Origin of the sequence: Pseudonocardia sp. EC080619-01, assembly GCF_001420995.1 — a bacterium.
GTDB lineage: Bacteria > Actinomycetota > Actinomycetes > Mycobacteriales > Pseudonocardiaceae > Pseudonocardia.
The window spans coordinates 2477674-2502623 of record NZ_CP012184.1 but is presented as its reverse complement, the minus strand read 5'-3'; the positions used below and the strand labels follow the sequence as shown (position 1 = coordinate 2502623).

Here is a 24950-nt window from a genome sequence, read left to right as displayed (position 1 = left end):
CCTCCGCGCCGCGGCGACCCCGCGGCGCGGAGGGCCCGTGCCGTCCCCCACCACAGAGGACATCCACGCATGCTGCGCTTCGTCGCGCGCCGCCTGCTCCAGGTGATCCCCACGTTGCTGATCCTGTCCGTGCTGTTGTTCGCCTGGCTGCGCTCGCTGCCCGGCGGGCCGGCCACGGCGCTGCTCGGCGACAAGGCGACCCCGGAGTCGATCGCGGCGCTCAACCGCACCCTGGGCCTGGACCAGCCGATCTGGATCCAGTACTTCCGCTATCTCGGCCGCGCTGCCACCGGCGACTTCGGGGCGTCGCTGGTCAGCGGCGACCCGGTTCTCACCGAGCTGGGCCGGGCCCTGCCCGCCACCATCGAGCTCGGGGCCGCCGCGCTGCTGATCGCGGTGCTCGCCGGCATCCCGCTCGGCTACGTCGCGGCCCGCCACCGCGGACGGCCGTGGGACAACCTGACGATCCTGGCCACCCTGGTCGGCGTCGCCGTCCCGGTGTTCTTCCTCGGCTACGTGCTCAAGCAGGTGTTCGCCGTCGAGTTCGGGCTGCTCCCGCCGTCCGGGCGGCAGGCGGTCGACATCGACGCCACGCCGGTCACCGGGTTCGCGATCCTCGACGGGTTCCTGACCCGCGAGTTCGACGCGAGCTGGGACGCGATCGTGCACCTGGTGCTGCCCGCGCTGACGCTCGCGACGATCCCGCTCGCCGTGATCGTCCGCATCACCCGGGCGTCCGTGCTGGACGTGCTGGGGTCCGACTTCGTCCGCACCGCGAACGCGAAGGGCCTCGCCCCCGGCACGGTCCGTGGGCGGCACGTCCTGCGCAACGCCCTGCTGCCGGTGTCGACGACGATCGGTCTGCAGACCGGTCTGCTCCTCGCCGGTGCGGTGCTCACCGAGAAGGTCTTCAACTGGGGCGGGATCGGGACGCTGATCGCGGTCGGCATCGAGCGCCGCGACTACCCGCGGCTGCAGGCCGTCGTGCTGCTCGGCGCGCTGATCTACGTCCTGGTCAACCTGCTCGTCGACCTCTCGTACGCGCTGATCGACCCGAGGGTGAGGCTGCGATGAGCGCCCCGACCACCACCTGGGCGCAGCGCCGCCGCGAGAAGATCGACGACACGGCGGGCCGCAGTCTCGGCGCCGACGCGCTGCGCCGGCTGCGGCGCAGCCCCACGGCGATCACCGGGGCCGTCATCGTCGGGCTGTTCGTGCTCGTGTCCCTGTGCGCGCCGCTGATCGCGCCGCACGACCCGGGCCAGGCGTTCCCGGAGCTGCTCGACGAGCTGCGGCCCGGCTCGATCCCCGGCCCGCAGGACGGGTTCCCGTTCGGCTCGGACCAGAACGGCCGCGACGAGTTCTCCCGGATGATCCTGGCCTCGCGGCAGACGTTGCTGGTCGGCGTGCTGGCGACGCTGTTCGGGCTGGCCGCCGGGGTCGTCGTCGGGGCGGTCGCGGGCGCCGTCGGCGGGTGGGTGGACACCGTGCTCATGCGGGTCACCGACGTGCTGCTGTCGATCCCGTCGCTGCTGCTCGCGATCTCGATCGCCGCGCTCGCCGCCCGGCCCAGCCAGACCACGGTGATCATCGCGGTGGCGCTGGTGAACGTTCCGATCTTCGCCCGGCTGCTGCGCGGCTCGATGCTCGCCCAGCGCGAGTCCGACCACGTCCTCGCGGCGACCGCGCTCGGCGTCCGGCGCCGGGCCGTCGTGCTGCGGCACATGCTGCCCAATGCGATCGGGCCGGTGATCGTCCAGGCCACGCTCACACTGGCCACCGCCATCCTGGACGCCGCCGCGCTGTCCTTCCTCGGCCTCGGCGACGCCGACCCGGCCCGCGCGGAGTGGGGGCTGATGCTCGCGTCGGCCCAGCCGTACCTGGACGTGCGGCCCGCACTGGCGTTCTACCCGGCGATCGCGATCATCATCGTCGCGCTCGGGTTCACGCTGCTCGGCGAGTCGCTGCGCGAGGCCCTCGACCCGAAGGGGCGCCGATGAACCCGCTGCTGTCCGTGGAGGACCTGTCCGTCCGGTTCGTGCGCAAGGGCGAGCCGACCGTCACGGCCGTCGACGGGGTGTCGTTCGACGTCCGTCCCGGCGAGGTCGTGGGGCTGGTCGGTGAGTCCGGCTGCGGCAAGTCCGTCACCTCGCTGGCGATCATGGGCCTGCTGCCGGGCCGCACCCCGCGGGTGTCCGGCCGGGTGACGCTCGACGGCGAGCCGCCCGTCGACCTGCTCACCCTCTCCGACGCCGAGCTCCGGGAACGCCGGGGCCGCGACATCGGGATGGTGTTCCAGGACCCGCTGTCCTCGCTGAACCCGGTGGTGCCGGTCGGGGTGCAGATCACCGAGGCGCTGATCCGGCACCGGGGCATGTCGAAGGGGCAGGCCCGCGCCGAGGCGGTCTCGCTGCTGGACCGGGTGGGGATCCCCGATCCGGCACGGCGGCTGACCTCGTACCCGCACCAGATGTCGGGCGGGATGCGGCAGCGCGCGCTGATCGCGATCGCGCTCGCCTGCCGGCCGCGGCTGCTGATCGCGGACGAACCGACCACCGCGCTCGACGTCACCATCCAGGCGCAGATCCTGGAGCTGCTGCGCGAGCTCGTCGCGGAGACCGGGACCGCACTGGTGATGATCACGCACGACCTCGGCGTCGTCGCGGGGCTGTGCGACCGGGTCAACGTCCTCTACGGGGGACGGGTGGTGGAGCGGGCCGAGCGGCACGCCCTGTTCGCCCGCCCGCGCCACCCGTACACGTCGGGCCTGATCGGGTCGATCCCGCGGCTGGACTCGGACCCGGCCGACGAACTGCCCGCCATCAGCGGGTCGGTGGCCGACAACCTCCCGTGGGACGACGCGTGCGCGTTCGCCCCACGGTGCCCGCGCGCCCTGGAGACCTGCACGTCCCGCACACCGGCGGCCGAGTCGGATCCCGACCGGCTGCTGCGGTGCCACAACCCGGTGGGAGCCGACGCATGACCGCGTTGCTGGATGTCGACGGCCTCGAGGTGCACTTCCCGATCACCCGTGGCGTGCTCGTGCAGCGCACGATCGGGCACGTCCGCGCGGTCGACGGCGTGGCCCTGCGGATCGAGCGCGGCGAGACCTACGGGCTCGTGGGGGAGTCGGGCTGCGGGAAGTCCACCCTCGGGCGGGCGATCCTGAAGCTGACCGAGCCGACTGCCGGGTCCGTGACGTTCGACGGCACCGACGTCGCGACGCTGTCGGGCGAGCCGTTGCGCCGGATGCGGCAGCGGTTCCAGATGGTGTTCCAGGATCCGCTGTCCAGCCTGGACCCGCGGCAGTCGGTCGGGTCGATGCTGCGTGAGGGCATGGCCGCGCACGGGCTCGGCGACGACCCGGAACGCCTGCGCGGGCTGATGACCGCCGTCGGGCTGCCCGCATCGGCGCTGGGCCGGTACCCGCACGAGTTCTCGGGCGGGCAGCGGCAGCGGATCGGGATCGCCCGGGCGCTGTGCGTGGAGCCGGACCTGATCGTCGCCGACGAGCCGGTCTCCGCGCTGGACGTCTCCGTGCAGGCCCAGGTGCTCAACCTGCTGCGCTCGCTGCAGCGCGAGCTCGGCCTGACCTACCTCGTGATCGCGCACGACCTCGCCGTCGTCCGGCACGTGTCGGACCGGGTGGGGGTGATGTACCTGGGCTCGATCGTGGAGGAGGCGCCGGCCGGCGCGCTGTACGACGAGCCGCTGCACCCCTACACCCGGGCGCTGCTCTCCGCGGTGCCGCAGCCCGACCCGTCCGCCGAGGACGGCCGGGAGCGGATCCTGCTCACCGGTGACCTGCCGTCACCCGCCGCGCCGCCGGCGGGCTGCCGGTTCCACACCCGCTGCCCGTGGCGACAGGCCGACCGGTGCGACACCGAGCGCCCGGAGCTCCGGGAGATCGGGACCGGGCACCGGGTGGCCTGCCACCACGCCGAGGCGATCCGGGACGGCCGGATCACCCCGCACCGGGTGGAGCCGGAGGAGACGGTCGCGGCCCCGGACACCGGTCCCGAGGTCCCGGAGCACACCTTCTCGATCACCGACGCCATGGGCCGCTGACGCGGCTCGTGAGTGGTTGTCGCGGTCAGGACCGCGACAACCACTCACGAGCGCTTACCGCAGTGCCCGGTTGATCGCGCTCACGACGGCCTTGAGGCTCGCGCTGGTGATCGAGCTGTCGATGCCCACGCCCCAGAAGACCTTCTCGTCGACGGCGCACTCGACGTAGGCGGCGGCGCGGGCGTCGTCCCCGCCGCCCATGGCGTGCTCGTGGTAGTCGAGGACGCGGACGTCGAACCCGATGCCGGCCAGCGCGTCGACGAACGCGGCGATGGGGCCGTTGCCGGAGCCGGTGATCTCGTGCAGGTCGGACTCCACCCGGACGGTCGCGACGATCTCGTCGCGGCCCTCGCCGTCGCTCGAGATCCGGTGCCGCACGAGCTTGAGCGGGGTCTCGCGGCCCAGGTACTCGGTGTCGAACGCGTCGCGCATCGTCTTCGGCTCGACCTCACCGCCCTCGGTGTCGGTGTAGGCCTGGATCACGTGCGAGAACTCGATCTGGAGCCGGCGCGGCAGCTCCATCTGGTGCTCGGTCTTCATGACGTAGGCGATGCCGCCCTTGCCGGACTGCGAGTTGACCCGGATGACGGCCTCGTAGGTGCGGCCGATGTCCTTCGGGTCGACCGGCAGGTACGGGACCTCCCACGGGTGCTCCTCGACCGGGTGCCCGGCCTCGGCGGCCTCGGCGCGCATCGCGTCGAAGCCCTTGTTGATCGCGTCCTGGTGGGAGCCGGAGAACGCGGTGTAGACCAGGTCGCCGCCCCAGGGGTGGCGCTCCGGGACCGGCAGCTGGTTGCAGTACTCGACGGTGCGGCGGACCTCGTCGATGTCCGAGAAGTCGATCTGCGGGTCGACGCCCTGCGTGAACAGGTTCATGCCCAGCGCGACCAGGTCGACGTTGCCGGTGCGCTCGCCGTTGCCGAACAGGCAGCCCTCGATCCGGTCGGCGCCGGCCTGGTAGCCCAGCTCGGCGGCGGCGATCCCGGAACCGCGGTCGTTGTGCGGGTGCAGGGACAGGACCAGCGCGTCGCGGCGGTCCAGGTGCCGGTGCATCCACTCGATGGAGTCGGCGTAGACGTTCGGGGTCGCCATCTCCACCGTCGCTGGCAGGTTGACGATCATCGGGTGCTCCGGCGTCGGCTGCCAGATCGCGGAGACCTGGTTGCAGACGTCGACGGCGTACTGCAGCTCGGTCCCGGTGTAGGACTCCGGCGAGTACTGGAAGGTCCAGTCGGTGTCCGGGTACTTCTCGGAGAAGCGCTGGACCTCCTCGGCGCCGTCGGTGGCGATCTTGGCGATCCCGGCGCGGTCGGAGCGGAACACGACCCGGCGCTGCAGGATCGACGTCGAGTTGTAGAGGTGGACGACCGCCGAGTGCGCGCCCTCGCAGGCGGCGAAGGTCCGCTCGATCAGCTCGGGACGGGCCTGGGTCAGGACCTGGATCTGGACGTCGTCCGGGATCGCGTCCTCGTCGATGATCTCGCGGACGAAGTCGAAGTCGGTCTGGCTGGCCGCCGGGAACCCGACCTCGATCTGCTTGTAGCCCATGCGTACCAGCAGGTCGAACATGCGGCGCTTGCGCAGCGGGCTCATCGGGTCGATCAGCGCCTGGTTGCCGTCGCGCAGGTCCACCGCGCACCACAGCGGGGCGCGGTCGATGACCTTGTCCGGCCAGGTGCGGTCCGGCAGCGAGACCGGTTCGACCAGCTGATGGAAGGGCTTGTACCGGTGGAACGGCATCTGCGAGCCCCGCTGGCGGTTCCAGGCGGGCTGGGCGGCGTGCGGGGCACCCGCGGGGGTGCGGACGTTGCTGCTGGCGCGGGACTCGTACGCGTCCGGGGACGTGGTCACTTCGGTGCTCCATGTGTGCGCTTCGGCGGTCGTCGACCGGCGGACACGCGAAACCCCGCGACGAGGGGCCGGTCGGTCAGACCCCGCCGCGGCGGCGAAGGAGCAGGCGCGCCATGCACCCCACGTTAGACCCGGACCCCCGTTGCACGGCAACCCGGAGACCCGATCGATCGTTGCCGGGTCGCAACGAAGTGATCACAACTGTTGGCCTTCCCCCTCGTTGGACCGGCAGCGAAGGCGCTCCGGGTGCGAACATGGCACCCGTCACGACGTGGAGGGTGTGCGATGGCGGCAACCGTGGGAACCACCATGCGGCAGGGGATCGGGATCATCGCGACGATCGTGCGGATCGTCGGGCTGGTCATCGTCGTGATCCTGGTCGCACACATCGTGCTGACCCTGCTCGACGCGAACCCGCAGAACTTCCTGACGGAGTTCGTCTCGACCTGGGCCGCACAGTTCAACCTGGGCCTGGCGAACCTGTTCACCCCCGAGCAGCCGAAGATGGCGGTGACGCTGAACTACGGCGTCGCGGCGATCCTCTGGATGATCGTGACGGCCGTGGTCGTCCGGCTGCTGCGCCGCGTCTAGTCCGGATCCGGCCCGTCAGGACGCGACCCGGCGTCCGGGGAAGGGCTCGGCCACCGTCCCGGACGTGGCCGGCGCCGCCTCCTGCGCTGCCATGTGGATGCGCCACGACCCGCACCGGCACCGCAGGTAGCTGACGACGCCGTCGGACGTCCGGTGGCGGGACACCGGTTCCCACTCGTGTTCCAGGGGTGTGCTCACGACGACGACGGTGCTGTAATGCCTCAGTGCACATCAACCCTTACGGTCGTGATCCCGTGCTGCTCGCCGCCGACCTCGCGAACGACCCGCCGTCGTCGCTCCGGGAGCTGGCCGAGCGGGCGGTGGCCGCGGGCGTCGCGCGGGAGTGGGAGCCGGTCGAGGCCGATCTCGGCGCGGTGCGCGTCCTGCTGGAACGCTGGACCGCCGTCGTCGACGCCGGTCCGGGCGCCGAGCGCGCCCGGCTCCTGAACGCGCTGCTCGCGGAGGGGACCGGTCCGCCCCGCCTGACCGACCACGACGGGCACTGGCACCTCCACCACCGCGACGACGGGCTCGGCCTGGCCGGGGTGCTGCACGCGCTGATCGCGATGGGCACCGCGACGCACCTGGCGACGAAGGGGATGGACCGGCTCGGGCGCTGCGCCGCCCCGGAGTGCGGACGGGTGTACGCCGACGTCTCCCGGACCGGCCGGCAGCGGTACTGCAGCGCCCGCTGCGGGAACACCGACGCCGTCCGGCGGCACCGGCGGCGGGCTGCTGCCTGACCGCATGTACCCGCGGGGCCGCGCGCGGCGCGGGATACCCGATCGGGGCCGCGAAGGCCCGCCCGTGTGGGCTGCGTCATCGAGGTCGGGCCAGAGCCTGAAATCGGGTGCCCCCCGCCGGTAGTGTGCCGTTCCGACCAGCGCCGCGGGTGTGTCCCCACGCGTTCCCGCGGCCCAGAGAGAGCACCCGACGGCTCCGGACCCCGGAGCCAGGACAGGAGGTCGGCGTGGCCCTCGTCGTGCAGAAGTACGGCGGTTCGTCGGTCGAGAGCGCGGAACGCATCAAGAAGGTCGCGGAGCGCATCGTCCGTACCCGCAAGGAGGGCCATGACGTCGTCGTCGTCGTGTCCGCCATGGGGGACACCACGGACGAACTGACCGATCTCGCCGAGCAGATCTCACCCAAGCCCCCGGCCCGCGAGATGGACATGCTCCTCACCGCCGGTGAGCGGATCTCGAACGCCCTCGTGGCGATGGCGATCCACTCGCTCGGGGCCGAGGCCCGCTCGTTCACCGGCTCCCAGGCCGGCATGCTCACCACCTCGAAGCACGGCGACGCGCGGATCACCGAGGTGAACCCGTACCGGCTGCGCGAGGCGCTGGACGAGGGGCACATCGTCCTCGTCGCCGGCTTCCAGGGGATGAGCGCGGACTCGAAGGACATCACCACGCTCGGCCGCGGCGGGTCGGACACGACCGCCGTCGCCCTCGCCGCGGCGCTGAACGCCGACGTCTGCGAGATCTACTCGGACGTGGACGGCGTGTTCTCCGCCGACCCGCGGATCGTCCCGAAGGCCAGCCTGCTGGAGACGGTGACCTACGAGGAGATGCTCGAGCTCGCCGCGTCCGGGGCGAAGGTCCTGCACCTGCGGGCGGTCGAGTACGCCCGCCGCTACGGCGTCCCGCTGCGGGTGCGCAGTTCCTACAACGACAAGCCGGGCACGCTGGTCTCCGGCTCGATCGAGGAGATTCCGTTGGAGAACCCGATCATCACCGGCGTCGCGCACGACCGGTCCGAGGGCAAGATCACGGTCACCGGTGTGCCGGACACCCCCGGCATGGCGGCGAAGATCTTCCGCACGGTCGCGGACGCGGAGATCAACATCGACATGGTCCTGCAGAACATCTCCAACGTCTCCGACAAGAAGACCGACATCACCTTCTCGCTGCCCCGCTCGAACGGCGACACCGCCGTCGCGGCGCTGGAGCGGGCGAAGTCGGAGATCGGCTTCTCCGAGATCATCTACGACAACGACATCGGCAAGGTGTCGCTGGTCGGTGCCGGCATGCGGAACCACCCGGGCGTCACCGCGAAGTTCTGCGAGGCGCTCTCGGACGCCGGCATCAACATCGAGACCATGAACACCTCCGAGATCCGGATCTCGGTCATCTGCCGCTCGGACCAGCTGGACGACGCGGTGCAGGCGCTGCACGAGGCCTTCGAGCTCGGCGCCGAGGACGACGCGGTGGTCGCCGCGGGAACGGGCCGGTGAGCTGAGATGGCCATGGACAAGCCCGTACTGGCGCTGGTCGGCGCCACCGGTGCCGTCGGCACCACCATGATCGAGATCATCGACTCCCGCGAGTCCGTGCCGTGGGGCGAGATCCGCCTGATCGCCTCCGCCCGCTCGGCGGGCAAGGTGCTGCGGGTCCGCGGCGAGGACGTCACCGTCCTCGAGCTGAAGCCCGAGGTGTTCGACGGCGTCGACATCGCGATGTTCGACGTCCCGGACGAGGTCAGCGCCGAGTGGGCGCCGATCGCCGCGGCGCGCGGTGCCGTCGCGGTGGACAACTCGGGTGCGTTCCGGATGGACCCCGAGGTGCCGCTGGTGGTGCCCGAGGTGAACCCGGAGAAGGTCACCGAGCGCCCCAAGGGGATCATCGCCAACCCGAACTGCACGACGCTGTCGATGATGGCGGCGATGGGTGCGCTGCACCGCGAGTTCGGACTGGAGTCGCTGGTCGTGGCCTCGTACCAGGCCGCGTCCGGTGCCGGGCAGCCCGGCATCGACCAGCTCTACGCCGAGATCGAGGCGGTGGCGGGCAAGCAGGCCGGCAACGTCTCGGGCGACGTCGCGAAGGCGCTGTCCGACGCCGGTGTCCCGGTCGGGTCCGAGGCAGGCTCGCCGTTCCCGGCGCCGCTGGCGCTCAACGTCGTGCCGTGGGCCGGGTCCCTCAAGGACGACGGCTGGTCGTCGGAGGAGCTGAAGGTCCGCAACGAGTCCCGCAAGATCCTCGGGATCCCGGAGCTCAAGGTCTCGGCGACCTGCGTCCGCGTCCCGGTGGTCACGACGCACGCGCTGTCGATCCACGCGACCTTCTCCCGCGAGGTCGCGGTCGACGCCGCCCGCAAGGTGCTGGGAGCCCAGCCGACGATCGTCGTCAAGGACGACCCGGCGGCCGGCGAGTGGCCGACCCCGGCCGACGCCGTCGGCGGGGACCCGACCGTGGTGGGCCGGATCCGGCAGGCGCTGGACTTCCCGAACACCCTCGAGCTGTTCGTCTGCGGCGACAACCTGCGCAAGGGTGCCGCGCTGAACACCTACGAGGTCGCGGAGACGGTCGCCGCCGCAGGCTGACCGGACCCGCCGCACGCACCGACGGCCGCCGCCCGGACTCCCGGGACGGCGGCCGTCGTCGTGTGTGGGGCCGGCTCAGGGGAGCCGCAGCGTCGTGACGACGGCCCGGTGGTCGGTGCCCGGCACGACGTGCGTCGAGAACGACTCGGCGGTGATGCCGCCGGTGGACAGCACGTGGTCGATCTGCGGACCCAGCCAGGCAGGCGCCCAGGTCGGCCAGGTGCCGGACAGCCCGTTGCCGGTCTGTGCCGCCGCGTCGCCGCACCCGGCGGTCGCCTCGCGGAACACCGAGTGGTCGAGCGTGGCGTTGAAGTCCCCGGCGATCACGGCGGGGGTGTCGCCCGAGCACCACTGCCCGACCGTCCCCAGGTCCGAGCGCCACTGGCCGACCGAGCGCGGCACCGGCGCGACCGAGTGGAACGCGACGAACCGCAGCTCGCCCAGCCCGCCGCCGGTCGCCTCCATGTAGGGGAAGCGGACGTCGTCGCCGGCGCGGGTGCGGACGTCGCCGAGGCGCTCCGCGATCGCGACCGTGTTGCCCGTGACGTCGGCCCGCCGGGGCGACACCGACGACTCGAGGCGGTAGCCCATCGGCTCGAGCAACGGCTCGAGCTGCTGCTTGTAGCGACCGCCGGCCTCGGGGATCGAGACGATGTCCGGGTCCTCGTCGTCGATCAGCGCGGCGAGCGATCCGGCGTCGGCCTCGCCCTCGTAGACGTTGAGGGCGAGGACCTTGAGGGTGCTCCCGCCCGCGGGCGGGGTGGCCGACGCCGTCGTCCGGGGGAGCACCAGCGAGGCGCCCACCAGCGCGATCAGCGCCAGGACGACCGGCACCGGCCAGAACCGCCGGGCGAACGCGGTGACGACGAGCGCGACCAGCACCAGGACCGTCAGCGCCGCGATCCCGAGCGGCCGGAACGCGATGAGCTGTGCGAACGGCGAGTAGGCGTCGAGCCCGACCAGGTCGGGAAGGGTGGCGCCGGCGGCACCGACACCCAGGAACAGCGCGAACGCCCACCGGACCGGCCCGAACCGGCGGCGGGGAGGCCCCCGGCGGATCGGCTGGGTCTCGGAGTCGGGGTGGGGTGGCGCGCTCACCCGGTCCAGTCTGCCCGAGCGGGCCGCCCCGGAGCGGAGGATCCGGGGGACGGTGCGCCGATCGCCTGTGGACCCTCTCAGACACCGGCTTGCGTGATCGCCCGTCGACCGCTCCACGCTGCCGGTACGCGGGTCGGCGCCTCCTGGACGGGAGGCCCGTGAGCTGTGTCTCCGCAGCGGACGGTCAGGTGCGCACCCGCATCAGCCACGCCGACATCCCGGCGAACACGACGGCGACCGAGCCGCACACGGCGATCGCGGCGCCCGGCGAGACGGCGTCGACGAGGAACCCGGACAGCGGGTTCGCGATGGCGATGCCGAGCGTCGTCGCCGAGCCCTGCAGGCCGGTGACCAGCCCGCGGACCCGGTCTGGGGCGAGCCCGCCGACGGCGTCGCTGCCGGCGGCCAGCGTCGGTGCGACGAGAAGTCCGGCGGGGAGCAGGAGGAGCAGCAGGCCCCACCACGACGAGGCGAGCGCGGCCGGCAGCGTCAGCAGGCCGAGGGCGGCGAGCAGCAGCGGGAGGGGCACGGCCCGGCGGGCGGCCCCGTAGGCGAACCCGCCGACCAGCGACGCCAGGCACCATCCGGCGTTGACCAGCGCGATCGCCCACGCCTGGTCGGCGGCGGTCAGCGCCGCGACGAACGCGAACTCGGTCCCCATGATCGCGATGACCGCGGCGGTCACCGTGAGCAGCGCACCCACCAGCGGGCGGGACAGCCAGCTGCGGACCGGTGGCCGGGGCTCGGAGCGGGCGGCGCCGCCGTCGGCGCGGACGGGTGGATCGAGCCACCACAGCGCCAGCCCGGCCAGCACGAACCCGGCCCCGATCACCCGCAGCGAGACCGCGGAGCCCAGCCACACCGTCAGCAGCGAGCCGATCGCCGGGCCGGTCATGTAGGACAGCTCGACCGACATCGAGTCCAGTGCGAACGCCGGACGCCGGTGCCCGGCCGGCACGATCGCCGCGATCACCTGCCGGACCAGAGAGAACACCGGCAACGTCAGGACGCCCGCGACGAACGCCGCAGTCAGCAGGCCGGCGTAGCCCAGCAGCGGGGCGACCGACCAGAACAGCAGGCCGGACGTCGTCGTCAGCACCACCATCGGGCGCAGCCCGAAGCGGTCGATCACCGAGCCCAGCAGGGGTGCGCCGACCGCCATCCCGGTGGGGACGGCCGCCGCGACCAGCCCGGCGGCGCCGAAGCCGTAGCCGAGCGTCAGGACCGTGTGCAGCGTCAGGGTGACGCCGACGGCCGTCGCGGGGATCCGGGCGGCGATGCCGATCCCGGTGATCGTGCCGACCCCCGGCCGTCGCAGGACGTCGGCGAAGGCGCCGATCCCGGAACGCGGTGGGGCGGTGGTCGTGGCATCGGGCACGTGTCCATCGTGCGGGGCGGTGTCCACCGGATTGCGGCCGGGCCGGCCGGATCCGGTTTGGCTCCGGAGGGCGCGGGAATCCCCGACGGGACTCCCGAACGAACGCCGACCACCACCACGAGGAGGCGCGGCAGTGACGAGCTCGCAGCCCAAGCCGACCACCACCGACTCCGGCAGCCCGGTCGCCAGCGACGAACACTCGCTGACCATCGGCCCCGACGGTCCCATCCTGCTCAACGACCACTACCTGATCGAGCAGATGGCGAACTTCAACCGGGAGCGCATCCCGGAGCGCCAGCCGCACGCCAAGGGTGGTGGCGCGTTCCTGAGGTTCGAGACCACCGAGGACGTCTCGCGGTACACGAAGGCCTCGTTCCTCCAGCCCGGCGCGGAGACGCGTGGCGTGATCCGGTTCTCCACCGTCGCCGGGGAGCGGGGCAGCCCCGACACCTGGCGCGACCCGCGCGGGTTCTCGCTGAAGCTGTGGACCGACGAGGGCAACTGGGACATGGTCGGCAACAACACGCCGGTGTTCTTCGTCCGCGACCCGATGAAGTTCCAGCACTTCATCCGCTCGCAGAAGCGCCGCGTCTCCAACAACCTGCGCGACCACGACATGCAGTGGGACTTCTGGACGCTCTCCCCCGAGTCCGCGCACCAGGTGACCTGGCTGATGGGCGACCGCGGCGTCCCGAAGACCTGGCGGCACATGAACGGCTACTCCAGCCACACCTACAGCTGGATCAACGCCGACGGCGAGATGTTCTGGGTGAAGTACCACTTCAAGACCGACCAGGGCGTCGAGTGCCTGACCCAGGACGAGGCCGACCACCTCGCCGGGGCGGACGCCGACTACCACCAGCGCGACCTCTACGACCAGATCGAGGCAGGCAACCACCCGAGCTGGACGCTGTACGTGCAGGTCATGCCCTTCGCCGACGCGACGACCTACCGGTTCAACCCGTTCGACCTGACCAAGGTCTGGCCGCACGCCGACTACCCGCTGATCAAGGTCGGGACGCTGACCCTGGACCGGAACGTCGAGGACTACCACGCGGAGATGGAGCAGGCCGCGTTCGAGCCGAACAACCTGGTGCCGGGCACCGGGCTGTCGCCGGACCGGATGCTGCTGGCCCGCGGGTTCTCCTACGCGGACGCGCACCGCGCCCGGCTCGGCGTCAACTACAAGCAGATCCCGGTCAACGCCCCGCGGTCCGAGGTGAACAACTACGCCAAGGACGGCTCGATGCGGATCACGAACTCCCGTGACCCGATCTACGCGCCGAACTCCTACGGCGGGCCCGCCGCCGACCCGAAGCGGGTCGCGGAGGCGCAGTGGCACGCCGACGGCGACATGGTCCGGACCGCGTACGCCCTGCGCGAGCAGGACGACGACTGGGGCCAGGCCGGCACGATGGTCCGCGAGGTCTTCGACGACGCCGCGCGCGAGCGGTTCGTGGGCAACGTGGCCGGGCACCTGTCCGACGGCGTCACCGAGCCCATCCTGCAGCGCGCCTTCGAGTACTGGCGCAACGTCGACAAGGACATCGGCGACCGGATCGAGCAGGCAGTGCGAGGCGGCTGACGCCGCCCGTGAGTGGTTATCGTGGCTCTGGCCGCGATAACCACTCACGAGCGCCGGAGGCGCCATGGAGATCTGGCACAACCCGCGTTGCTCGAAGAGCCGCGCCACGCTCGCCCTGCTGCAGGAGCACGGCGTCGAGCCGGCGGTGCGGCGCTACCTGGACGACCCGCCGTCGCGGGCCGAGATCGAGGCCGCGCTCGCCGCGCTCGGCACCGACGATCCGCTCGTGATCACCCGCACCGGCGAGGCCGCGTTCCGGGAGCAGGGCCTCAAGGGTGCCGACCGGGACACCCTGCTCGACGCCCTGGCCGCCGAGCCGAAGCTGATCGAGCGTCCGCTGGTGCGCTCCGGCGACCGGGCCGTGCTGGGCCGGCCGCCGGAGAACGTGCTGCCGCTGATCGAGGGCTGAGGCCGGTGGGTCGCGGGCGCCGGGTCACGGATGCGGTCGAGCCGGGACGGCGCGACGTGGCGTGGACTCGCGGGTGTCCCACCTCGTGCTGGCCAGGCGGCGTTCCGCGAACGTGAGCAGATCGAACACGTCCTGTGCGAAGTAGCCGCGCGTCCCCCGCTCCAGAGTCCTCCGGGTGAGGACACCGGCATCGGTGAGCTCGTCGAGGGCTTTGTGCGCTGCGGGGGCCGACACGTCGAGGAGACGACGGACCGTCGCCGCCGTGACGAGCGGTGCCTCCGGCAGGAGATCGAGCAGGCGGGCGACCCCGGAACCCGATCGCGGCACGTCCCGCACCCCGCGGCCGGCCCGTAGCCGCGACAGCCGGGCCGCCCAGTCCGCGCGCAGCTCCGTGAGATCGGACGCGAACCGGGTGACCTGGTCGACCGCGGTCCCGGCGGCGTCGACGAACGTGCTCAGCCAGGTCTCGGTACCGGCGCGGGCGGCATCCGCGTCGGGGGGACCGAGATAGCGGTAGGCGGTGAGCCCGTCGACATAGGCGTCGGAGTGGGTGAGGAGCACGAGACTGATGGGGAGGATGGCCGCCGGGGTCAGACCGCGCCTGGTGAGGACCGTGTGGATCAGAGCCCGCCCCACCCGGCCGTTGCCGTCGGTGTAGGGGTGGATGGTCTCGAACTGGGCATGGACGAGGGCCGCCTGGACCAGAGGCGCGTGGACGCCGCCGGCCGCATAGGCGACGAGATCCTCCATCAACGGCCGGACGTGCGTCTCCGGCGGCGGGACGAACTGGGCCCCGAGCGGGTTCCAACCGCTTCCCCCGATCCAGTTCTGGACAGTGCGGAGGCCGTGGTGCCGTTCCTCCGGGAGCAGCGCGCGGTGCAGCCCGTCCACGGCGCCCACCGTCACGTCGAGGCCCTCGGCGAGATCGGTCGCGGCGGAGCGGAGGACCGCGATGTTGTTCGCGACGAAGCGGGCGCTCGCGCTGATCCTCCCGCGTCCGACCGGTTCGGACTCGGCGAGCTCCGCGAGCGCCACGCGCTGCGCGGACACGTGCATCCCCTCTATGCGCGACGACGCGATCGCCTCGGAGCGCAGCAGGAACCGGGCCAGCCCCTCGAGACCACGCGCCGCGGTTCCCGAGGACAGCGCGCGGACGGAGGCCTCGACGCCGGCCGCCCGGGTCGCGAGCTCGCCGCCGAGCGCGAGCGGGCGCCCGTCGAGCGGATCGGGGACGTAGGCCTCGTAGCGGCCACCGCGCCGGGCTTCGCGGGTCGGCGCGTCCCAGGACGGTTCCCAGGTCCGGACCGTCAGCTCGGCCATGCTCGACGCTCCTGCCGTAAGTTGCTCAGAACCCCACTGTGGTTAACTTTCGAGGATCAAAGTTAACCACAGTGGGGTTCCGGTCAAGGAAACGGCGCACGCCGGGTCAGCCGGCCAATGCCCGGCGGACGAAGTCGACCTCGGTCGCGATCAGGTCCAGCTGGTCGGACACGACGAGCGACCCGTGGCCGGCGTCGAACCGGCTGACCTCGTAGGCGACGTCGTCGCGGCCCGCGAGGGCGTCCAGGTAGTTGTCGATCTGCCGGATCGGGCAGCGCGGGTCGTTCTCCCCCGCCAGGACCAGCACCGGCACCCGCACCGCGTCGACGTAGGTCAGCGGCGACGCCTCCCGGTAGAGGTCCGGCAGGTCGGCGGGGGAGCCGCCGAACAGCGCCCGGTCGAACGCCCGCAGCTGCTCCATCTCGTCGTCGTAGGCGGCCACGTAGTCGGCCACCGGCACCCCGGCGACGGCGGCCGCCCACCGCTCCGGCTGCGATCCCGCCGCGAGCAGCGCCAGGTAGCCGCCCCAGGACCAGCCGTCGACGGCGCAGCGGGCCGGGTCGACGGTGCCGTCCGCGACCAGGGCGTCCTGCACCGCGGCGACGTCGTCCAGCTCGGTCAGGCCCGGCCGGCCCTCGATCGCGTCCCGCCACGCCGAGCCGTACCCGGTGGAACCGCGGTAGTTGATCTCGACGACGGTGAACCCGGCGTCGACCCAGGTGGCGCGGCCGGCGTCGAACCGGTCCTCGTCGGCGGCGTGCGGGCCGCCGTGCAGCACGAACACCGCCGGTGCGGGGCGGTCGCCGGTCCGGGGTGCCTCGGTGACCAGGGTGTGCACGTCGCCACCGGGGCCGGTGGTCCAGACGTCGCGTACCGGCAGCGAGCCGGGCGGGCGCTCCCCGGGCGGCGCGACCAGGACGTCGTCGGTGCCGTCCGGGCGCAGCGCCCGGATCTGCGACGGGGTCGCCGCCGACGACGACGAGTACTCGACGGTCCCGTCGGCGCGGACCTCGGCGGAGCCGACGCAGCCCGGTGCCGTCGCCAGTTCGACCGGAGTGCCGGTGGCCAGGTCGTAGCGGAACAGCCGGGTCCGCGCCGCGTGCGTGTGCGCGATCAGCAGCGCGGACGCGTCCGGGTAGAAGCCGCCGACGAGCTCCCCGGGCAGGTCGATCTCCAGCTCGGTGACCGCCCCCGTGGTCGGGTCCCAGATCAGCAGCTCCTCGCGGCCACGGCGCTCGTGCGAGACCAGCAGCCGCTGGTCCCCGGCGACCGGCGCGAACTCCAGCGGAGCGAGCCCCTTGCCCGGACCGTCGTGCAGCTCGCCGACGACCCCGCCGCCGTCGAGGTCCAGCACCCGCAGCGACGGGTGGCGGGAGTCGCCGTGCTCGGAGTGCGAGATCGCGAGCAGCGTCTCGTCCTCGGACAGCGCGCCGACCCCGGCGTCCTCGGTGTGCCGGTAGACGACCCTGGCGGGTCCGGCCGAGCCGCGCTCGTGGACCAGCAGGGTGGTGCCGTCGTCGGTGGAGACGCCGACCGCGGTCCGCCGCCTGCCGATCTCCAGACCGGCCGGGTAGCCGTCACCGGCGCCGGGGACGGCGGGCTCGGTCGGCGCGCCGGCGGCCGCGGACCACGGCTGGGCGACCCAGTGCCCGAACTCGTCGCCGTCGGTGTCGGCGAACCACCACAGGTGCTCCCCGTCCGGCGGCAGGACGGCCGAGGTCGTGCCGTTGCGCCGGTCGGTCACCTGCCGGTGCTCGCCGGAGTCCCGGTCCCACACGTGGATCTCGAACGTGCCGGTCGCGTTGGAGACGTAGGCGGTGCGGTGCGGCGCGTCGAGCGCCCAGTCCGGGCGGGACATCCGGACCGCCGTGAACCGCGAGCGCCAGCGCTGCTCGCGCTCGTCGTCGAAGAGCTTCTCGGGAACCGGGGCGGCGGGGTGGGACGTCACGCTCCCGATCGTGCCCAATGCCACGACCGGGTGTACCGGGCGGGGGTCACACCACCGGATCGGGCAGCATGGAGGGCATGCGGAGATCGGCCGGCCTGCTGTTCGCCGGTCTGCTGGTCGTGACGCCGCCGCTGGCGGCGTGCGGCACGGCGGGCGGCGCGGCGCAGGCCGGTCCGACCCGGGTCGCGACGGCCGATGCGAGCGGTCTCACCCCGGTGCGGTTCGACTTCTCCTCGGCCGCCGGGGTCGAGGCGGTGGGAACGGTCGTCGTACCCCGTGGGACGACGGTGGTGCTGACGGTCGGCAGCGACGTCGCACGACGGGTGCTGGTCCCCGAGCAGGGACGCGCCGTGGACGTCACCGCGGGCGGGACCGTCACGATCCGGTTCCTCGCCCTCGGCACGCTGTCGGTGCGGGTGGCCGAGCCGGGCGCGGACCGGGGCGGCACGGTGATCGGCCGCGTCGTGCCCCGGCACTGAGGCCCGGGTCAGGCCAGCGCGTCGGCGCGCTCGACGATCGCGCGCAGGCCCTCCGCGAGGTCCACGCCGCTCGGCGCGGACTCGGGGTCGAGCATCCACTGCACCATGACGCCGGTGAGCAGTGCCTGGTAGACGGCGCCGAGCACGTGCACCCGCCGGTCGGCGGCGGCCGGGTCGTCGTCGGGCAGGGTGTGGAAGGTCAGGGCGAGGCCCTCGCGGACCTCGTGCTGGGCCTCGGCGAGCTTGGCCCGCAGCTCGGGCAGGCGCTCCGCCTGGGCGAGTGCCTCGACGTGGGTGGCCCACAGCCGTCGCTGTGTGGAGAACAGGCTGATCACCCGGCCCCACGTGTCCTCCACCCGGCGGTCCGGGTCGGAGGTCGCGGCACCGTCGGGCTCGGCGAGTGCGCGGTCGAGCTCCTCGCCCCACGCGGTCGTGGCGCGCAGGAGGGCCTCGGTGAGCAGTGCGTCCTTCGACCCGAAGTGGTAGCCGATCGACGCGAGGTTCGTGCCGGAGGCGGCGACGACGTCACGGGCGGTGGTGCGGCCGAAGCCCTTCTCGTAGAGGCACTGCGCCGCCCCGTCCAGCAGCTCCTCGCGGTGTCCCATGATCGGGAAACCTATCCGAGCGGGACGGACGGCCGTACACCGGCCGTTCACCGATCACCGGTTCCCGAATATTCGACAGTTGCGTGACGCCGGTCACGACGGGTAAGGACTTCGGGGAGGGTGCCCCCACCGGAGCGGGTGCCCGCGCCCGACGAGGAGTCCCCGTGAGCAGACTGCGATTCGGAACCTTCCTGGCCCCCTTCCACAAGCCCGGCCAGAACCCGACCCTGGCCCTGCAACGCGATCTCGAACTGGTCGAGCACCTCGACCGCCTCGGCTTCGACGAGGCGTGGATCGGTGAGCACCACTCGGCCGGGTCGGAGATCATCGCGTCGCCCGAGATCTTCATCGCCGCCGCGGCCGAGCGCACGCGCAACATCCGGCTCGGCACCGGCGTCACGTCGATCTCGTACCACAACCCGCTGTGGGTGGCGGACCGCATGGTGATGCTGGACCACCTCACCCGCGGCCGGACGATGCTCGGCTGCGGACCCGGCTCGCTGCCGACCGACTCGGCGATGATCGGTCTCGATCCCACCGCCACCCGCGAGCTGCTCGCGGTGAACCTCGACATCATCATGCGGCTGCTGCGCGGCGAGGTCGTCAACGCGGAGACGCCGACCCACAAGCTGATCGACGCCCAGCTGCAGCTCGCGCCCTACACCGATCCCTGCTTCGACGTGGCCGTCGCCGCGGTCGCCTCACCGACCGGCCCGCGGATGGCGGGGCAGCACGGCGTCGGGCTGATGTCGATCGGCGCGACGCTCACCCAGGACGGCTTCGACGCGCTCGCCCACCACTGGGACGTCGTCGAGGAGCGCGCCGCCCACCACGGGCAGCCCGCCCCGGACCGGGACAAGTGGCGGCTGGTCGGGCTCATGCATGTCGCGGAGACGCGGGAGCAGGCCTACCGCGACGTCGAGTACGGCATCGAGCACTGGTTCAACTACTTCCAGAAGGTCGCCGCGTTCCCGCAGATGGCCGTCGACGGCTCGAACGTCCGAGAGATGATCGACTTCATCAACGACGCCGGTATCGGCGCGATCGGGACCGTCGACGACGCGAAGGCCCAGGTGCAGAAGCTCGCCGACCAGTCCGGCGGCTTCGGGTGCATGCTGCTGCTCGGCCACGAGTGGGCCAACCCGGAGGCGACCCGCCGGTCCTGGGAGCTCATCGCCCAGTACGTGATGCCCGAGTTCCAGGGCCAGGCCGCCGGGACGCTCGCGGCGAAGGACCGGGCGTCGTCGACCCGGGAGCGGCACGCGCAGACCCAGCTCGACGCGGTCGACACGATGACGAAGCGGTACGAGGAGGAGCGGAGCGCCGGCTGAGCACCGCCCCGGCGCGGCGGCCGGCTAGCGGCCGCTGCGCCGGGGACGGCCGATCCCGGCCAGCCACAGCGACGCCAGCACCGCGCCGGGCGGGGCGGCGACCAGCAGGAACCACCACGGGGACAGGTCGGAGAGCAGCGCGACGACCCCGGTCCCGGCGGCGGCCGCAGCCGTCACGCACAGCCAGATGATCGACAGCACCCGCATCGCGACGCCACCCGGCGACGACGAGAACACCAGCCCGTCCCGGCGCGGCTGCGGCCGCGCGACCGGCAGGTCGCGGGTCACCCGGGACAGGTCGCCGCGGGTGCGCATCCGCCACACCTCGGCGACGCGCTCGTCGAACTCGGACAGGTCGATGTAGCCGTCGGAGTGGGCGGCACGCAGCCGAGCGGCGACCACCTCGCGGTCGGCGTCGGAGATCCTGACGTCGTCGTGGTGCACCGGCTCGTTCACCACATCGACTATGCCCGTGTCCGGCCCGGTCGTGCCACGCTGCGGGAGTGACGAGGATGGTTCCGGAGCGAATCCGGTTCGCAGCGGGCGTGGTGGACCCGTCGCCGTCGACGCGGGTGCTCGAGATCGGGTGCGGCCCGGGCGCGGCCGCCGAACTGCTCTGCCCGCGGCTGTCCGGGGGCCGGATGCTCGCGGTGGACCGGTCGGCCGTCGCGGTGCGGCGGACCACGGAGCGCAACGCCGCGCACGTCGCGTCCGGGGTGCTCGAGGTCCGAGAGTCCGCGCTGCACGACCTCGTCGTGCCCGACGGGGCGGTGGACGTCGCGTTCACCGTGAACGTCAACCTGTTCTGGACCCGTGACCCCGCCCCCGAGCTGGCCGTGCTGCGGGCCGCGCTCGCGCCGGGCGGTGTCCTGCACGTGCTCTACGAGGGCCCGCCGCCCGACGCCGTACCGGCGGGGCTGGCCCGGCACGGGTGGGTGGTCACGCCGGTGACCGGCGACGGCGGGGCGGGCGTCTCCGCCCGCCCCGCCTGAGACACCGTCGCCGTCACTCGCAGGCGACACCGTCGCCGTCGCGGTCGAGCTTGGAGCTGTAGCCGGCGTCCCCGCGGTACAGCGGCGCGGCGCCGGCGCTGCGGGCCGCCGAGCAGTTGGCGTAGTAGGCCGACGAGCCCGACGAGCTGCCCGAGCCGGACGAGACGAGCGGCTGCGGCGCGGCCGGGACGTAGGGCCGGTCGACGTCGGTGTCCGGCTCCGCGACGAGGGCCGGCGCCTGCGCCGCGGGTGCGGCGGCGGTGGTCGGCGCACTCTGCGGGGCGACGACCGGCGCCGGCGGGGCGGGCGGGGCGGCGGCCTCCCCGAGCACGATCGGGTCGCCGGGGGCGGCCAGGGCGGCGACGCCGGGGAGCTGGGTGGTCACGGTGCCGGCGGCGACCCCCGCGATCGACCCGGTCGACGGGCCGAGGACGACGTTGCTGAAGCCTGCGGCCGCCAGCACCTCGCGGGCCTGTCGGTCGTCCATCCCGACGACGTTCGGCACGGTCAGCAGGGCCGGAGCGACCGGCGCGGCCGCCACCGGCTGGACGGCCTGGACCGGGGCGTTCGCGGCGGCGACGATCATGAAGACCGACATCAGCACGCAGATCGCGCTACCGGTCCAGCCCAGCACCGTCCCCGCGGTCGACCGTCCGGGACCCGCCGCGCGGCCGCTGCGGAAGCGCGCCCGCCCGGCGTGCGAGAGGACCGCCGCGGGCACGGTGACCAGGAGCCCCAGGATCGGCACGAACCCGGCCACCAGACCGACCAGGCCGAGCCAGAACCCGGCGGTCGCCGGTGCGTTCCCGCGCGCCACCGGCGCCTGCTCGACGGTGGTGGCCCAGGGCTGGGTGGCGGTCATCGGCTGTCCTCCCGAGTGGTCCGTGCGGCGCTGCTGCCGCGCCTGCGAACGGCCTATCGGGAGGTGTCACCGGGCCATTACCGGGCGTCATCAAGGGTGATGACGGCTAGGGGACCAGCACCAGCTTCCCCACGGCGGTGCGCTCGGCGTAGCGCCGGGTCGCCTCCTGCGCCCGCTCCAGCGGGAGCGTGGCGGGAGCGGGCGGGTGCAGCTCCCCGGCGGCGATCCGGCGCAGCACCTCCGCGGCCAGGTCCCGTGCCGCACCCGGGTCGTTCCGCGACCAGTCACCCCAGTCGACGCCGACGACGGTCCGGTTGCGGAGCAGCACCACGTTCGCCGGCAGCCGCGGGATCTCGCCCGAGGTGAAGCCGATGACGCAGAACCGGCCCCCGGTGCCGAGCGCCCGCAGCGCGGCCTCCGCGTTCGGGCCGCCGACCGGGTCGATCACGACGTCGACGCCGCCGCCGGTCCGGTCCCGCAGCGCGTCCTTGAGTGCCGCGGGGGAGTCGCCGTAGCCGATCGCGTCCTCGGCGCCGGCCGCCAGCGCGGCCTCCCGCTTGTCCTCCGTGGACGCCACGGCGAGCACCCGGCCGCCCGCGGCACGGGCCTGGTCGACGGCGGCCAGCCCGATCCCGCCGCCCGCGCCGAGCACGACGACCCGGTCTCCCTCGCGGACCGTGACCCGGTGCCCCAGGGCGAACGCGACCGTCCCGTAGCCCTCCATCGAGGAGGCCGCGACGCCGGCGTCCACGCCGTCGGGAACAGGGACGAGCTCGTCATCGGCGACGACGGCGTGCGAGGCGAACCCGCCGAACAGGCCCAGGAGCGCGGCGACCCGCTCGCCCGCGCGGGGCCCGGACGCGACCGTCCCCGCCACCGCGGACCCGGGCGTGAAGGGCAGCTCCGGCCGCAGCTGGTAGCCGCCGCGGGCGATCAGCCCGTCGACGAAGCTGACCGCCGCCGCCTCGACCTCCAGCAGCACCTCGCCCGGACCCGGCCGCGGCGCCGGTTCCTCGACGACCTCCAGCCGCTCGGGATCGGTGAACTCCCGGCAGAGCACCCGTCGCACCGCGCCTCCTCGTGTCGTGGATCAGTGTGAGCCTGCCACGGCGGCCGCGAGCACCTCCCGCACGCTCCGTGGTTCCCGCCCGGTCCACCGCCGCACCGCGTCGCTCGTCCCGGACTGCGCGCCGGTGGCGATCAACCCGTCGAGCCCGGCCAGGACGGCGGCGTAGTCGGCGGGCATCCCGTCGGCGACGAGCCGGTCGGTCATCGCGGCCACGCTCACCGCCACGTGCCGTGCCGGGGTGCCGGTCACGTCCGTCCAGACCGCGCAGACGTCGTCGTAGGACAGCGGCTCCGGGCCGGTGACGACGACGTCGGGCTCGGGCGGGCCGTCGGCGAGCAGCAGCGCGGCGGCGACGGCGGCGATGTCCCCGGCGTCGACGAACGGGAGCCGGCCGTCGCCGGTGGCGGTCACCAGCTCGCCGGAGCGCAGGCCGCGGGCCGCGAGGTGGTCGCCGAGCAGGTTCTGGGTGAACCAGGACGGGCGCAGCAGCACGGGCTCCGGGACGGTCTCCGCCACGAGGTCCTGCACGGCGCCGAGTCCGGGGGTGCCCCGCTCGACGGCGGCCGCGCTCAGCAGCACCACGCGGCGCAGACCGCGTCCGACGGCCCGCTCCAGGACCGGGGCGACCACCGGCGCCGGGTCGGGGGTGGCGAGCGGAGGGAGCAGGTAGAGGCGGTCGACGCCGTCGAACGCGGCGTCGTGCGTCGCGGGGTCGGCCCAGTCGAACCGGACCGGGGTGGACCGGGCGGCGCGGCGGACGTCGGCGCCGGCGTCGTCGAGCAGTGCGGCGACCCGGGAGCCGGTGGTGCCGGTCGCGCCGGTGACGAGGACGGTCATCGCGTCGGCTCCGCGAGCCCGGTGCGCCCCAGCGTGTCCTGCACCGCGAGCGGGCTCCAGTAGTCGCGGTACCCGGCGATCCCGTCCGGTCCGACGGTCACGACGGCGACGTAGCCGATCGTGTAGGGCTCGCCGCTCGCGACGATCCGGCCCTCGACCGTGAACTCGACGACCAGGGTGTCCGGGTCGGCGGTCTCGTGCCGGGTCTGAGTCACGACGGAGCCGGGCAGCAGCAGGTCGTTGTAGCCGTCGACGTAGCGCGCCACGGCGTCCCGCCCGTCCAGGTGCGACGGCGACCCCGCGGCCGCGAACGGGAAGTCCATCGTGCCGCCGGGGGCCCACAGCGCGGCGAAACCGGCCATGTCGTGGTCGAGGATCCGGTCGAGTGCCGCGTCCATCGCGCGGTGTGCGCGCTCGCGGCGGTCCTGCTCGTCCATCGGGTGACTCCGGTCTGGTCGATACGGTCCCGTCCCGACCAACTATGGACGGGACGGGGCCGTCTCGTCCAGTCGTATGCTGTGACCATGACCGCTCGCCGACCCGCGACCGGGGCCGCCGTGCTCCGGCCCGAACTGACCGAGGCCGTCGTCGAGGCCGTGCTCGTCGAGCTCGCGGAGGTCGGCTACGGCCGGCTCTCGATGCAGCGCGTCGCGACCCGCGCGGGGGTGGGCAAGAGCGCCCTCTACCGGCGCTGGCCCGGCAAGGACAGCATGGTGGTCGACGTCGTCGGGCGGTTCGGCGTGCCGGACGACCCCGCCCCGGACACCGGGACGCTCGCCGGGGACCTGCGCGAGCTCGTCGCGGGGATGCGGGACTGGCTCGACCACCCGCGCCTCGGCCTCGTCCTGCCCGACCTGCTGGCGGAGGCGCGTCGCTCACCGGAGTTCGCGTCGGCGTTCCGCGAGCGGCTCGCCGGGCCGCGCCGCGCCCGCTCCGGTGCGGTGCTGGAGCGCGCCGTCGCGCGCGGCGAGATCCCGGCCGGACGGACCGCCGGGGCCGACGCCGAACTGGTCGTGGACGTGCTCGGGAGCGTGCCGTTCTGGCGGCTCACCGTGCACGGCGCACCCCTCGACGACGATCTCGCCGACCGGCTCGTCGCGTTCGTCGTCCGGGGGCTCACCACAGGGTGAACCGGGGCGCAGGAAAGGGCATGATCCACTGGCGTCCGGGTACGGCTGGATCCGGCGCCCGGGTGCTCGCCGGGG

The 24950-nt window shown here is 73.4% G+C and carries 26 protein-coding genes; 14 read left to right on the top strand and 12 right to left on the bottom strand.

Features of this window, described 5'->3' with window-relative positions:
* Positions 1-69 precede the first annotated feature (69 nt).
* From AD017_RS11705 to AD017_RS11690, 4 genes are read left to right on the top strand one after another with little or no spacing between them, the layout of a single operon-like run.
* On the top strand, positions 70-1074 hold the full coding sequence (locus AD017_RS11705) for an ABC transporter permease (protein WP_060574246.1): 1005 nt from the start codon (positions 70-72) through the stop codon (positions 1072-1074).
* Positions 1071-2000, top strand: coding sequence for an ABC transporter permease (locus AD017_RS11700; RefSeq protein WP_010243973.1), 930 nt, complete (start codon positions 1071-1073; stop codon positions 1998-2000). The genes AD017_RS11705 and AD017_RS11700 overlap by 4 nt, the downstream gene beginning before the upstream one ends.
* On the top strand, positions 1997-2983 hold the full coding sequence (locus AD017_RS11695; RefSeq protein ID WP_060574245.1) for an ABC transporter ATP-binding protein: 987 nt from the start codon (positions 1997-1999) through the stop codon (positions 2981-2983). The genes AD017_RS11700 and AD017_RS11695 overlap by 4 nt, the downstream gene beginning before the upstream one ends.
* Positions 2980-4068 (top strand): ABC transporter ATP-binding protein, encoded by a 1089-nt coding sequence (locus AD017_RS11690; protein WP_060574244.1) that lies wholly within the window; start codon positions 2980-2982, stop codon positions 4066-4068. The genes AD017_RS11695 and AD017_RS11690 overlap by 4 nt, the downstream gene beginning before the upstream one ends.
* Before the next feature lie 54 nt (positions 4069-4122).
* Here the strand turns inward: AD017_RS11690 and leuA are convergent, their stop codons facing one another.
* A complete protein-coding gene (gene leuA / locus AD017_RS11685; protein WP_010243967.1) occupies positions 4123-5919 on the bottom strand; it encodes a 2-isopropylmalate synthase in 1797 nt (598 codons plus the stop codon).
* Positions 5920-6204: 285 nt separating this feature from the next.
* On the opposite strand from leuA, the gene AD017_RS11680 reads away from it, so the two are divergent.
* Entirely contained in the window at positions 6205-6510 is a 306-nt protein-coding gene (locus tag AD017_RS11680; protein ID WP_227012724.1) for a hypothetical protein, read from the top strand.
* A 15-nt stretch (positions 6511-6525) separates the two neighbouring features.
* On the opposite strand, the gene AD017_RS34495 is transcribed toward AD017_RS11680, so the two are convergent.
* Positions 6526-6708, bottom strand: a complete 183-nt coding sequence (locus tag AD017_RS34495; protein WP_139316958.1) for a hypothetical protein — start codon at positions 6706-6708, stop codon at positions 6526-6528.
* A 56-nt stretch (positions 6709-6764) separates the two neighbouring features.
* On the opposite strand from AD017_RS34495, the gene AD017_RS11675 reads away from it, so the two are divergent.
* The 3 genes from AD017_RS11675 to AD017_RS11665 all read left to right on the top strand — a co-directional run bounded on the left by AD017_RS11675 (position 6765) and on the right by AD017_RS11665 (position 9832).
* Positions 6765-7253, top strand: a complete 489-nt coding sequence (locus AD017_RS11675; protein ID WP_010243961.1) for a CGNR zinc finger domain-containing protein — start codon at positions 6765-6767, stop codon at positions 7251-7253.
* Between the two features lie 227 nt (positions 7254-7480).
* Positions 7481-8746, top strand: a complete 1266-nt coding sequence (locus tag AD017_RS11670) for an aspartate kinase (protein WP_010243960.1) — start codon at positions 7481-7483, stop codon at positions 8744-8746.
* 6 nt (positions 8747-8752) lie between these two features.
* Positions 8753-9832, top strand: coding sequence for an aspartate-semialdehyde dehydrogenase (locus AD017_RS11665; protein ID WP_010243957.1), 1080 nt, complete (start codon positions 8753-8755; stop codon positions 9830-9832).
* Positions 9833-9907: 75 nt separating this feature from the next.
* Here the strand turns inward: AD017_RS11665 and AD017_RS11660 are convergent, their stop codons facing one another.
* Both AD017_RS11660 and AD017_RS11655 read right to left on the bottom strand, forming a co-directional pair.
* Positions 9908-10930 carry an endonuclease/exonuclease/phosphatase family protein gene (locus AD017_RS11660; protein ID WP_060574242.1) on the bottom strand — a complete coding sequence of 341 codons (1023 nt, stop codon included), beginning with the start codon at positions 10928-10930 and terminating at the stop codon, positions 9908-9910.
* Between the two features lie 184 nt (positions 10931-11114).
* Positions 11115-12308: an MFS transporter gene (locus AD017_RS11655; RefSeq protein ID WP_060574241.1), complete on the bottom strand. Its 1194-nt coding sequence runs from the start codon at positions 12306-12308 to the stop codon at positions 11115-11117.
* A 133-nt stretch (positions 12309-12441) separates the two neighbouring features.
* On the opposite strand from AD017_RS11655, the gene AD017_RS11650 reads away from it, so the two are divergent.
* Positions 12442-13893, top strand: a complete 1452-nt coding sequence (locus AD017_RS11650; protein ID WP_060574240.1) for a catalase — start codon at positions 12442-12444, stop codon at positions 13891-13893.
* Positions 13894-13957: 64 nt separating this feature from the next.
* Entirely contained in the window at positions 13958-14302 is a 345-nt protein-coding gene (arsC, locus tag AD017_RS11645) for an arsenate reductase (glutaredoxin) (RefSeq protein ID WP_060574239.1), read from the top strand.
* A gap of 24 nt (positions 14303-14326) precedes the next feature.
* Here the strand turns inward: arsC and AD017_RS11640 are convergent, their stop codons facing one another.
* Together AD017_RS11640 and AD017_RS11635 are read right to left on the bottom strand one after the other, a co-directional pair.
* A complete protein-coding gene (locus AD017_RS11640; RefSeq protein WP_060574238.1) occupies positions 14327-15622 on the bottom strand; it encodes a Fic family protein in 1296 nt (431 codons plus the stop codon).
* Positions 15623-15728: 106 nt separating this feature from the next.
* Positions 15729-17570 carry a prolyl oligopeptidase family serine peptidase gene (locus AD017_RS11635; RefSeq protein WP_010225703.1) on the bottom strand — a complete coding sequence of 614 codons (1842 nt, stop codon included), beginning with the start codon at positions 17568-17570 and terminating at the stop codon, positions 15729-15731.
* Between the two features lie 77 nt (positions 17571-17647).
* Here AD017_RS11635 and AD017_RS11630 point away from each other — a divergent pair, with 77 nt between their 5' ends.
* Entirely contained in the window at positions 17648-18049 is a 402-nt protein-coding gene (locus AD017_RS11630; RefSeq protein ID WP_139316960.1) for a hypothetical protein, read from the top strand.
* An 8-nt stretch (positions 18050-18057) separates the two neighbouring features.
* On the opposite strand, the gene AD017_RS11625 is transcribed toward AD017_RS11630, so the two are convergent.
* Positions 18058-18654, bottom strand: coding sequence for a TetR/AcrR family transcriptional regulator (locus tag AD017_RS11625; protein WP_010225699.1), 597 nt, complete (start codon positions 18652-18654; stop codon positions 18058-18060).
* 164 nt (positions 18655-18818) lie between these two features.
* On the opposite strand from AD017_RS11625, the gene AD017_RS11620 reads away from it, so the two are divergent.
* The gene (locus AD017_RS11620) at positions 18819-19985 is read left to right on the top strand and encodes an LLM class flavin-dependent oxidoreductase (RefSeq protein WP_010225697.1); all 1167 of its coding nucleotides are present in this window, start codon (positions 18819-18821) and stop codon (positions 19983-19985) included.
* A 24-nt stretch (positions 19986-20009) separates the two neighbouring features.
* Here the strand turns inward: AD017_RS11620 and AD017_RS11615 are convergent, their stop codons facing one another.
* Positions 20010-20441, bottom strand: a complete 432-nt coding sequence (locus AD017_RS11615; RefSeq protein ID WP_168170522.1) for a DUF1707 domain-containing protein — start codon at positions 20439-20441, stop codon at positions 20010-20012.
* A gap of 56 nt (positions 20442-20497) precedes the next feature.
* Here AD017_RS11615 and AD017_RS11610 point away from each other — a divergent pair, with 56 nt between their 5' ends.
* Positions 20498-20977, top strand: coding sequence for a trans-aconitate 2-methyltransferase (locus AD017_RS11610; RefSeq protein WP_082399184.1), 480 nt, complete (start codon positions 20498-20500; stop codon positions 20975-20977).
* Between the two features lie 13 nt (positions 20978-20990).
* On the opposite strand, the gene AD017_RS36220 is transcribed toward AD017_RS11610, so the two are convergent.
* From AD017_RS36220 to AD017_RS11590, 4 genes are all read right to left on the bottom strand, one after another.
* Positions 20991-21839, bottom strand: coding sequence for an excalibur calcium-binding domain-containing protein (locus AD017_RS36220; RefSeq protein WP_060574235.1), 849 nt, complete (start codon positions 21837-21839; stop codon positions 20991-20993).
* A gap of 106 nt (positions 21840-21945) precedes the next feature.
* Positions 21946-22908 carry an NADPH:quinone oxidoreductase family protein gene (locus AD017_RS11600; protein ID WP_060574234.1) on the bottom strand — a complete coding sequence of 321 codons (963 nt, stop codon included), beginning with the start codon at positions 22906-22908 and terminating at the stop codon, positions 21946-21948.
* A 21-nt stretch (positions 22909-22929) separates the two neighbouring features.
* Positions 22930-23745, bottom strand: a complete 816-nt coding sequence (locus AD017_RS11595) for an NAD(P)-dependent oxidoreductase (protein ID WP_060574233.1) — start codon at positions 23743-23745, stop codon at positions 22930-22932.
* Positions 23742-24182: a nuclear transport factor 2 family protein gene (locus AD017_RS11590; protein ID WP_060574232.1), complete on the bottom strand. Its 441-nt coding sequence runs from the start codon at positions 24180-24182 to the stop codon at positions 23742-23744. The genes AD017_RS11595 and AD017_RS11590 overlap by 4 nt, the downstream gene beginning before the upstream one ends.
* Before the next feature lie 87 nt (positions 24183-24269).
* On the opposite strand from AD017_RS11590, the gene AD017_RS11585 reads away from it, so the two are divergent.
* On the top strand, positions 24270-24875 hold the full coding sequence (locus AD017_RS11585; RefSeq protein ID WP_060576346.1) for a TetR/AcrR family transcriptional regulator: 606 nt from the start codon (positions 24270-24272) through the stop codon (positions 24873-24875).
* Positions 24876-24950 lie beyond the last annotated feature (75 nt).

What these genes read in the sequence shown, in the direction of transcription:
- AD017_RS11640 (WP_060574238.1), bottom strand. Translation starts at nt 15,622, where the DNA reads ATGGCCGAGCTGACGGTCCGGACCTGGGAACCGTCCTGGGACGCGCCG.
- AD017_RS11595 (WP_060574233.1), bottom strand. Translation starts at nt 23,745, where the DNA reads ATGACCGTCCTCGTCACCGGCGCGACCGGCACCACCGGCTCCCGGGTC.
- AD017_RS11630 (WP_139316960.1), top strand. Translation starts at nt 17,648, where the DNA reads ATGCGGAGATCGGCCGGCCTGCTGTTCGCCGGTCTGCTGGTCGTGACG.
- AD017_RS11585 (WP_060576346.1), top strand. Translation starts at nt 24,270, where the DNA reads ATGACCGCTCGCCGACCCGCGACCGGGGCCGCCGTGCTCCGGCCCGAA.
- AD017_RS11695 (WP_060574245.1), top strand. Translation starts at nt 1,997, where the DNA reads ATGAACCCGCTGCTGTCCGTGGAGGACCTGTCCGTCCGGTTCGTGCGC.
- AD017_RS11700 (WP_010243973.1), top strand. Translation starts at nt 1,071, where the DNA reads ATGAGCGCCCCGACCACCACCTGGGCGCAGCGCCGCCGCGAGAAGATC.
- AD017_RS11590 (WP_060574232.1), bottom strand. Translation starts at nt 24,182, where the DNA reads ATGGACGAGCAGGACCGCCGCGAGCGCGCACACCGCGCGATGGACGCG.
- AD017_RS11665 (WP_010243957.1), top strand. Translation starts at nt 8,753, where the DNA reads ATGGCCATGGACAAGCCCGTACTGGCGCTGGTCGGCGCCACCGGTGCC.
- AD017_RS11705 (WP_060574246.1), top strand. Translation starts at nt 70, where the DNA reads ATGCTGCGCTTCGTCGCGCGCCGCCTGCTCCAGGTGATCCCCACGTTG.
- AD017_RS11625 (WP_010225699.1), bottom strand. Translation starts at nt 18,654, where the DNA reads ATGGGACACCGCGAGGAGCTGCTGGACGGGGCGGCGCAGTGCCTCTAC.
- AD017_RS11610 (WP_082399184.1), top strand. Translation starts at nt 20,498, where the DNA reads ATGGTTCCGGAGCGAATCCGGTTCGCAGCGGGCGTGGTGGACCCGTCG.
- arsC (WP_060574239.1), top strand. Translation starts at nt 13,958, where the DNA reads ATGGAGATCTGGCACAACCCGCGTTGCTCGAAGAGCCGCGCCACGCTC.
- AD017_RS11680 (WP_227012724.1), top strand. Translation starts at nt 6,205, where the DNA reads ATGGCGGCAACCGTGGGAACCACCATGCGGCAGGGGATCGGGATCATC.
- AD017_RS11690 (WP_060574244.1), top strand. Translation starts at nt 2,980, where the DNA reads ATGACCGCGTTGCTGGATGTCGACGGCCTCGAGGTGCACTTCCCGATC.
- AD017_RS36220 (WP_060574235.1), bottom strand. Translation starts at nt 21,839, where the DNA reads ATGACCGCCACCCAGCCCTGGGCCACCACCGTCGAGCAGGCGCCGGTG.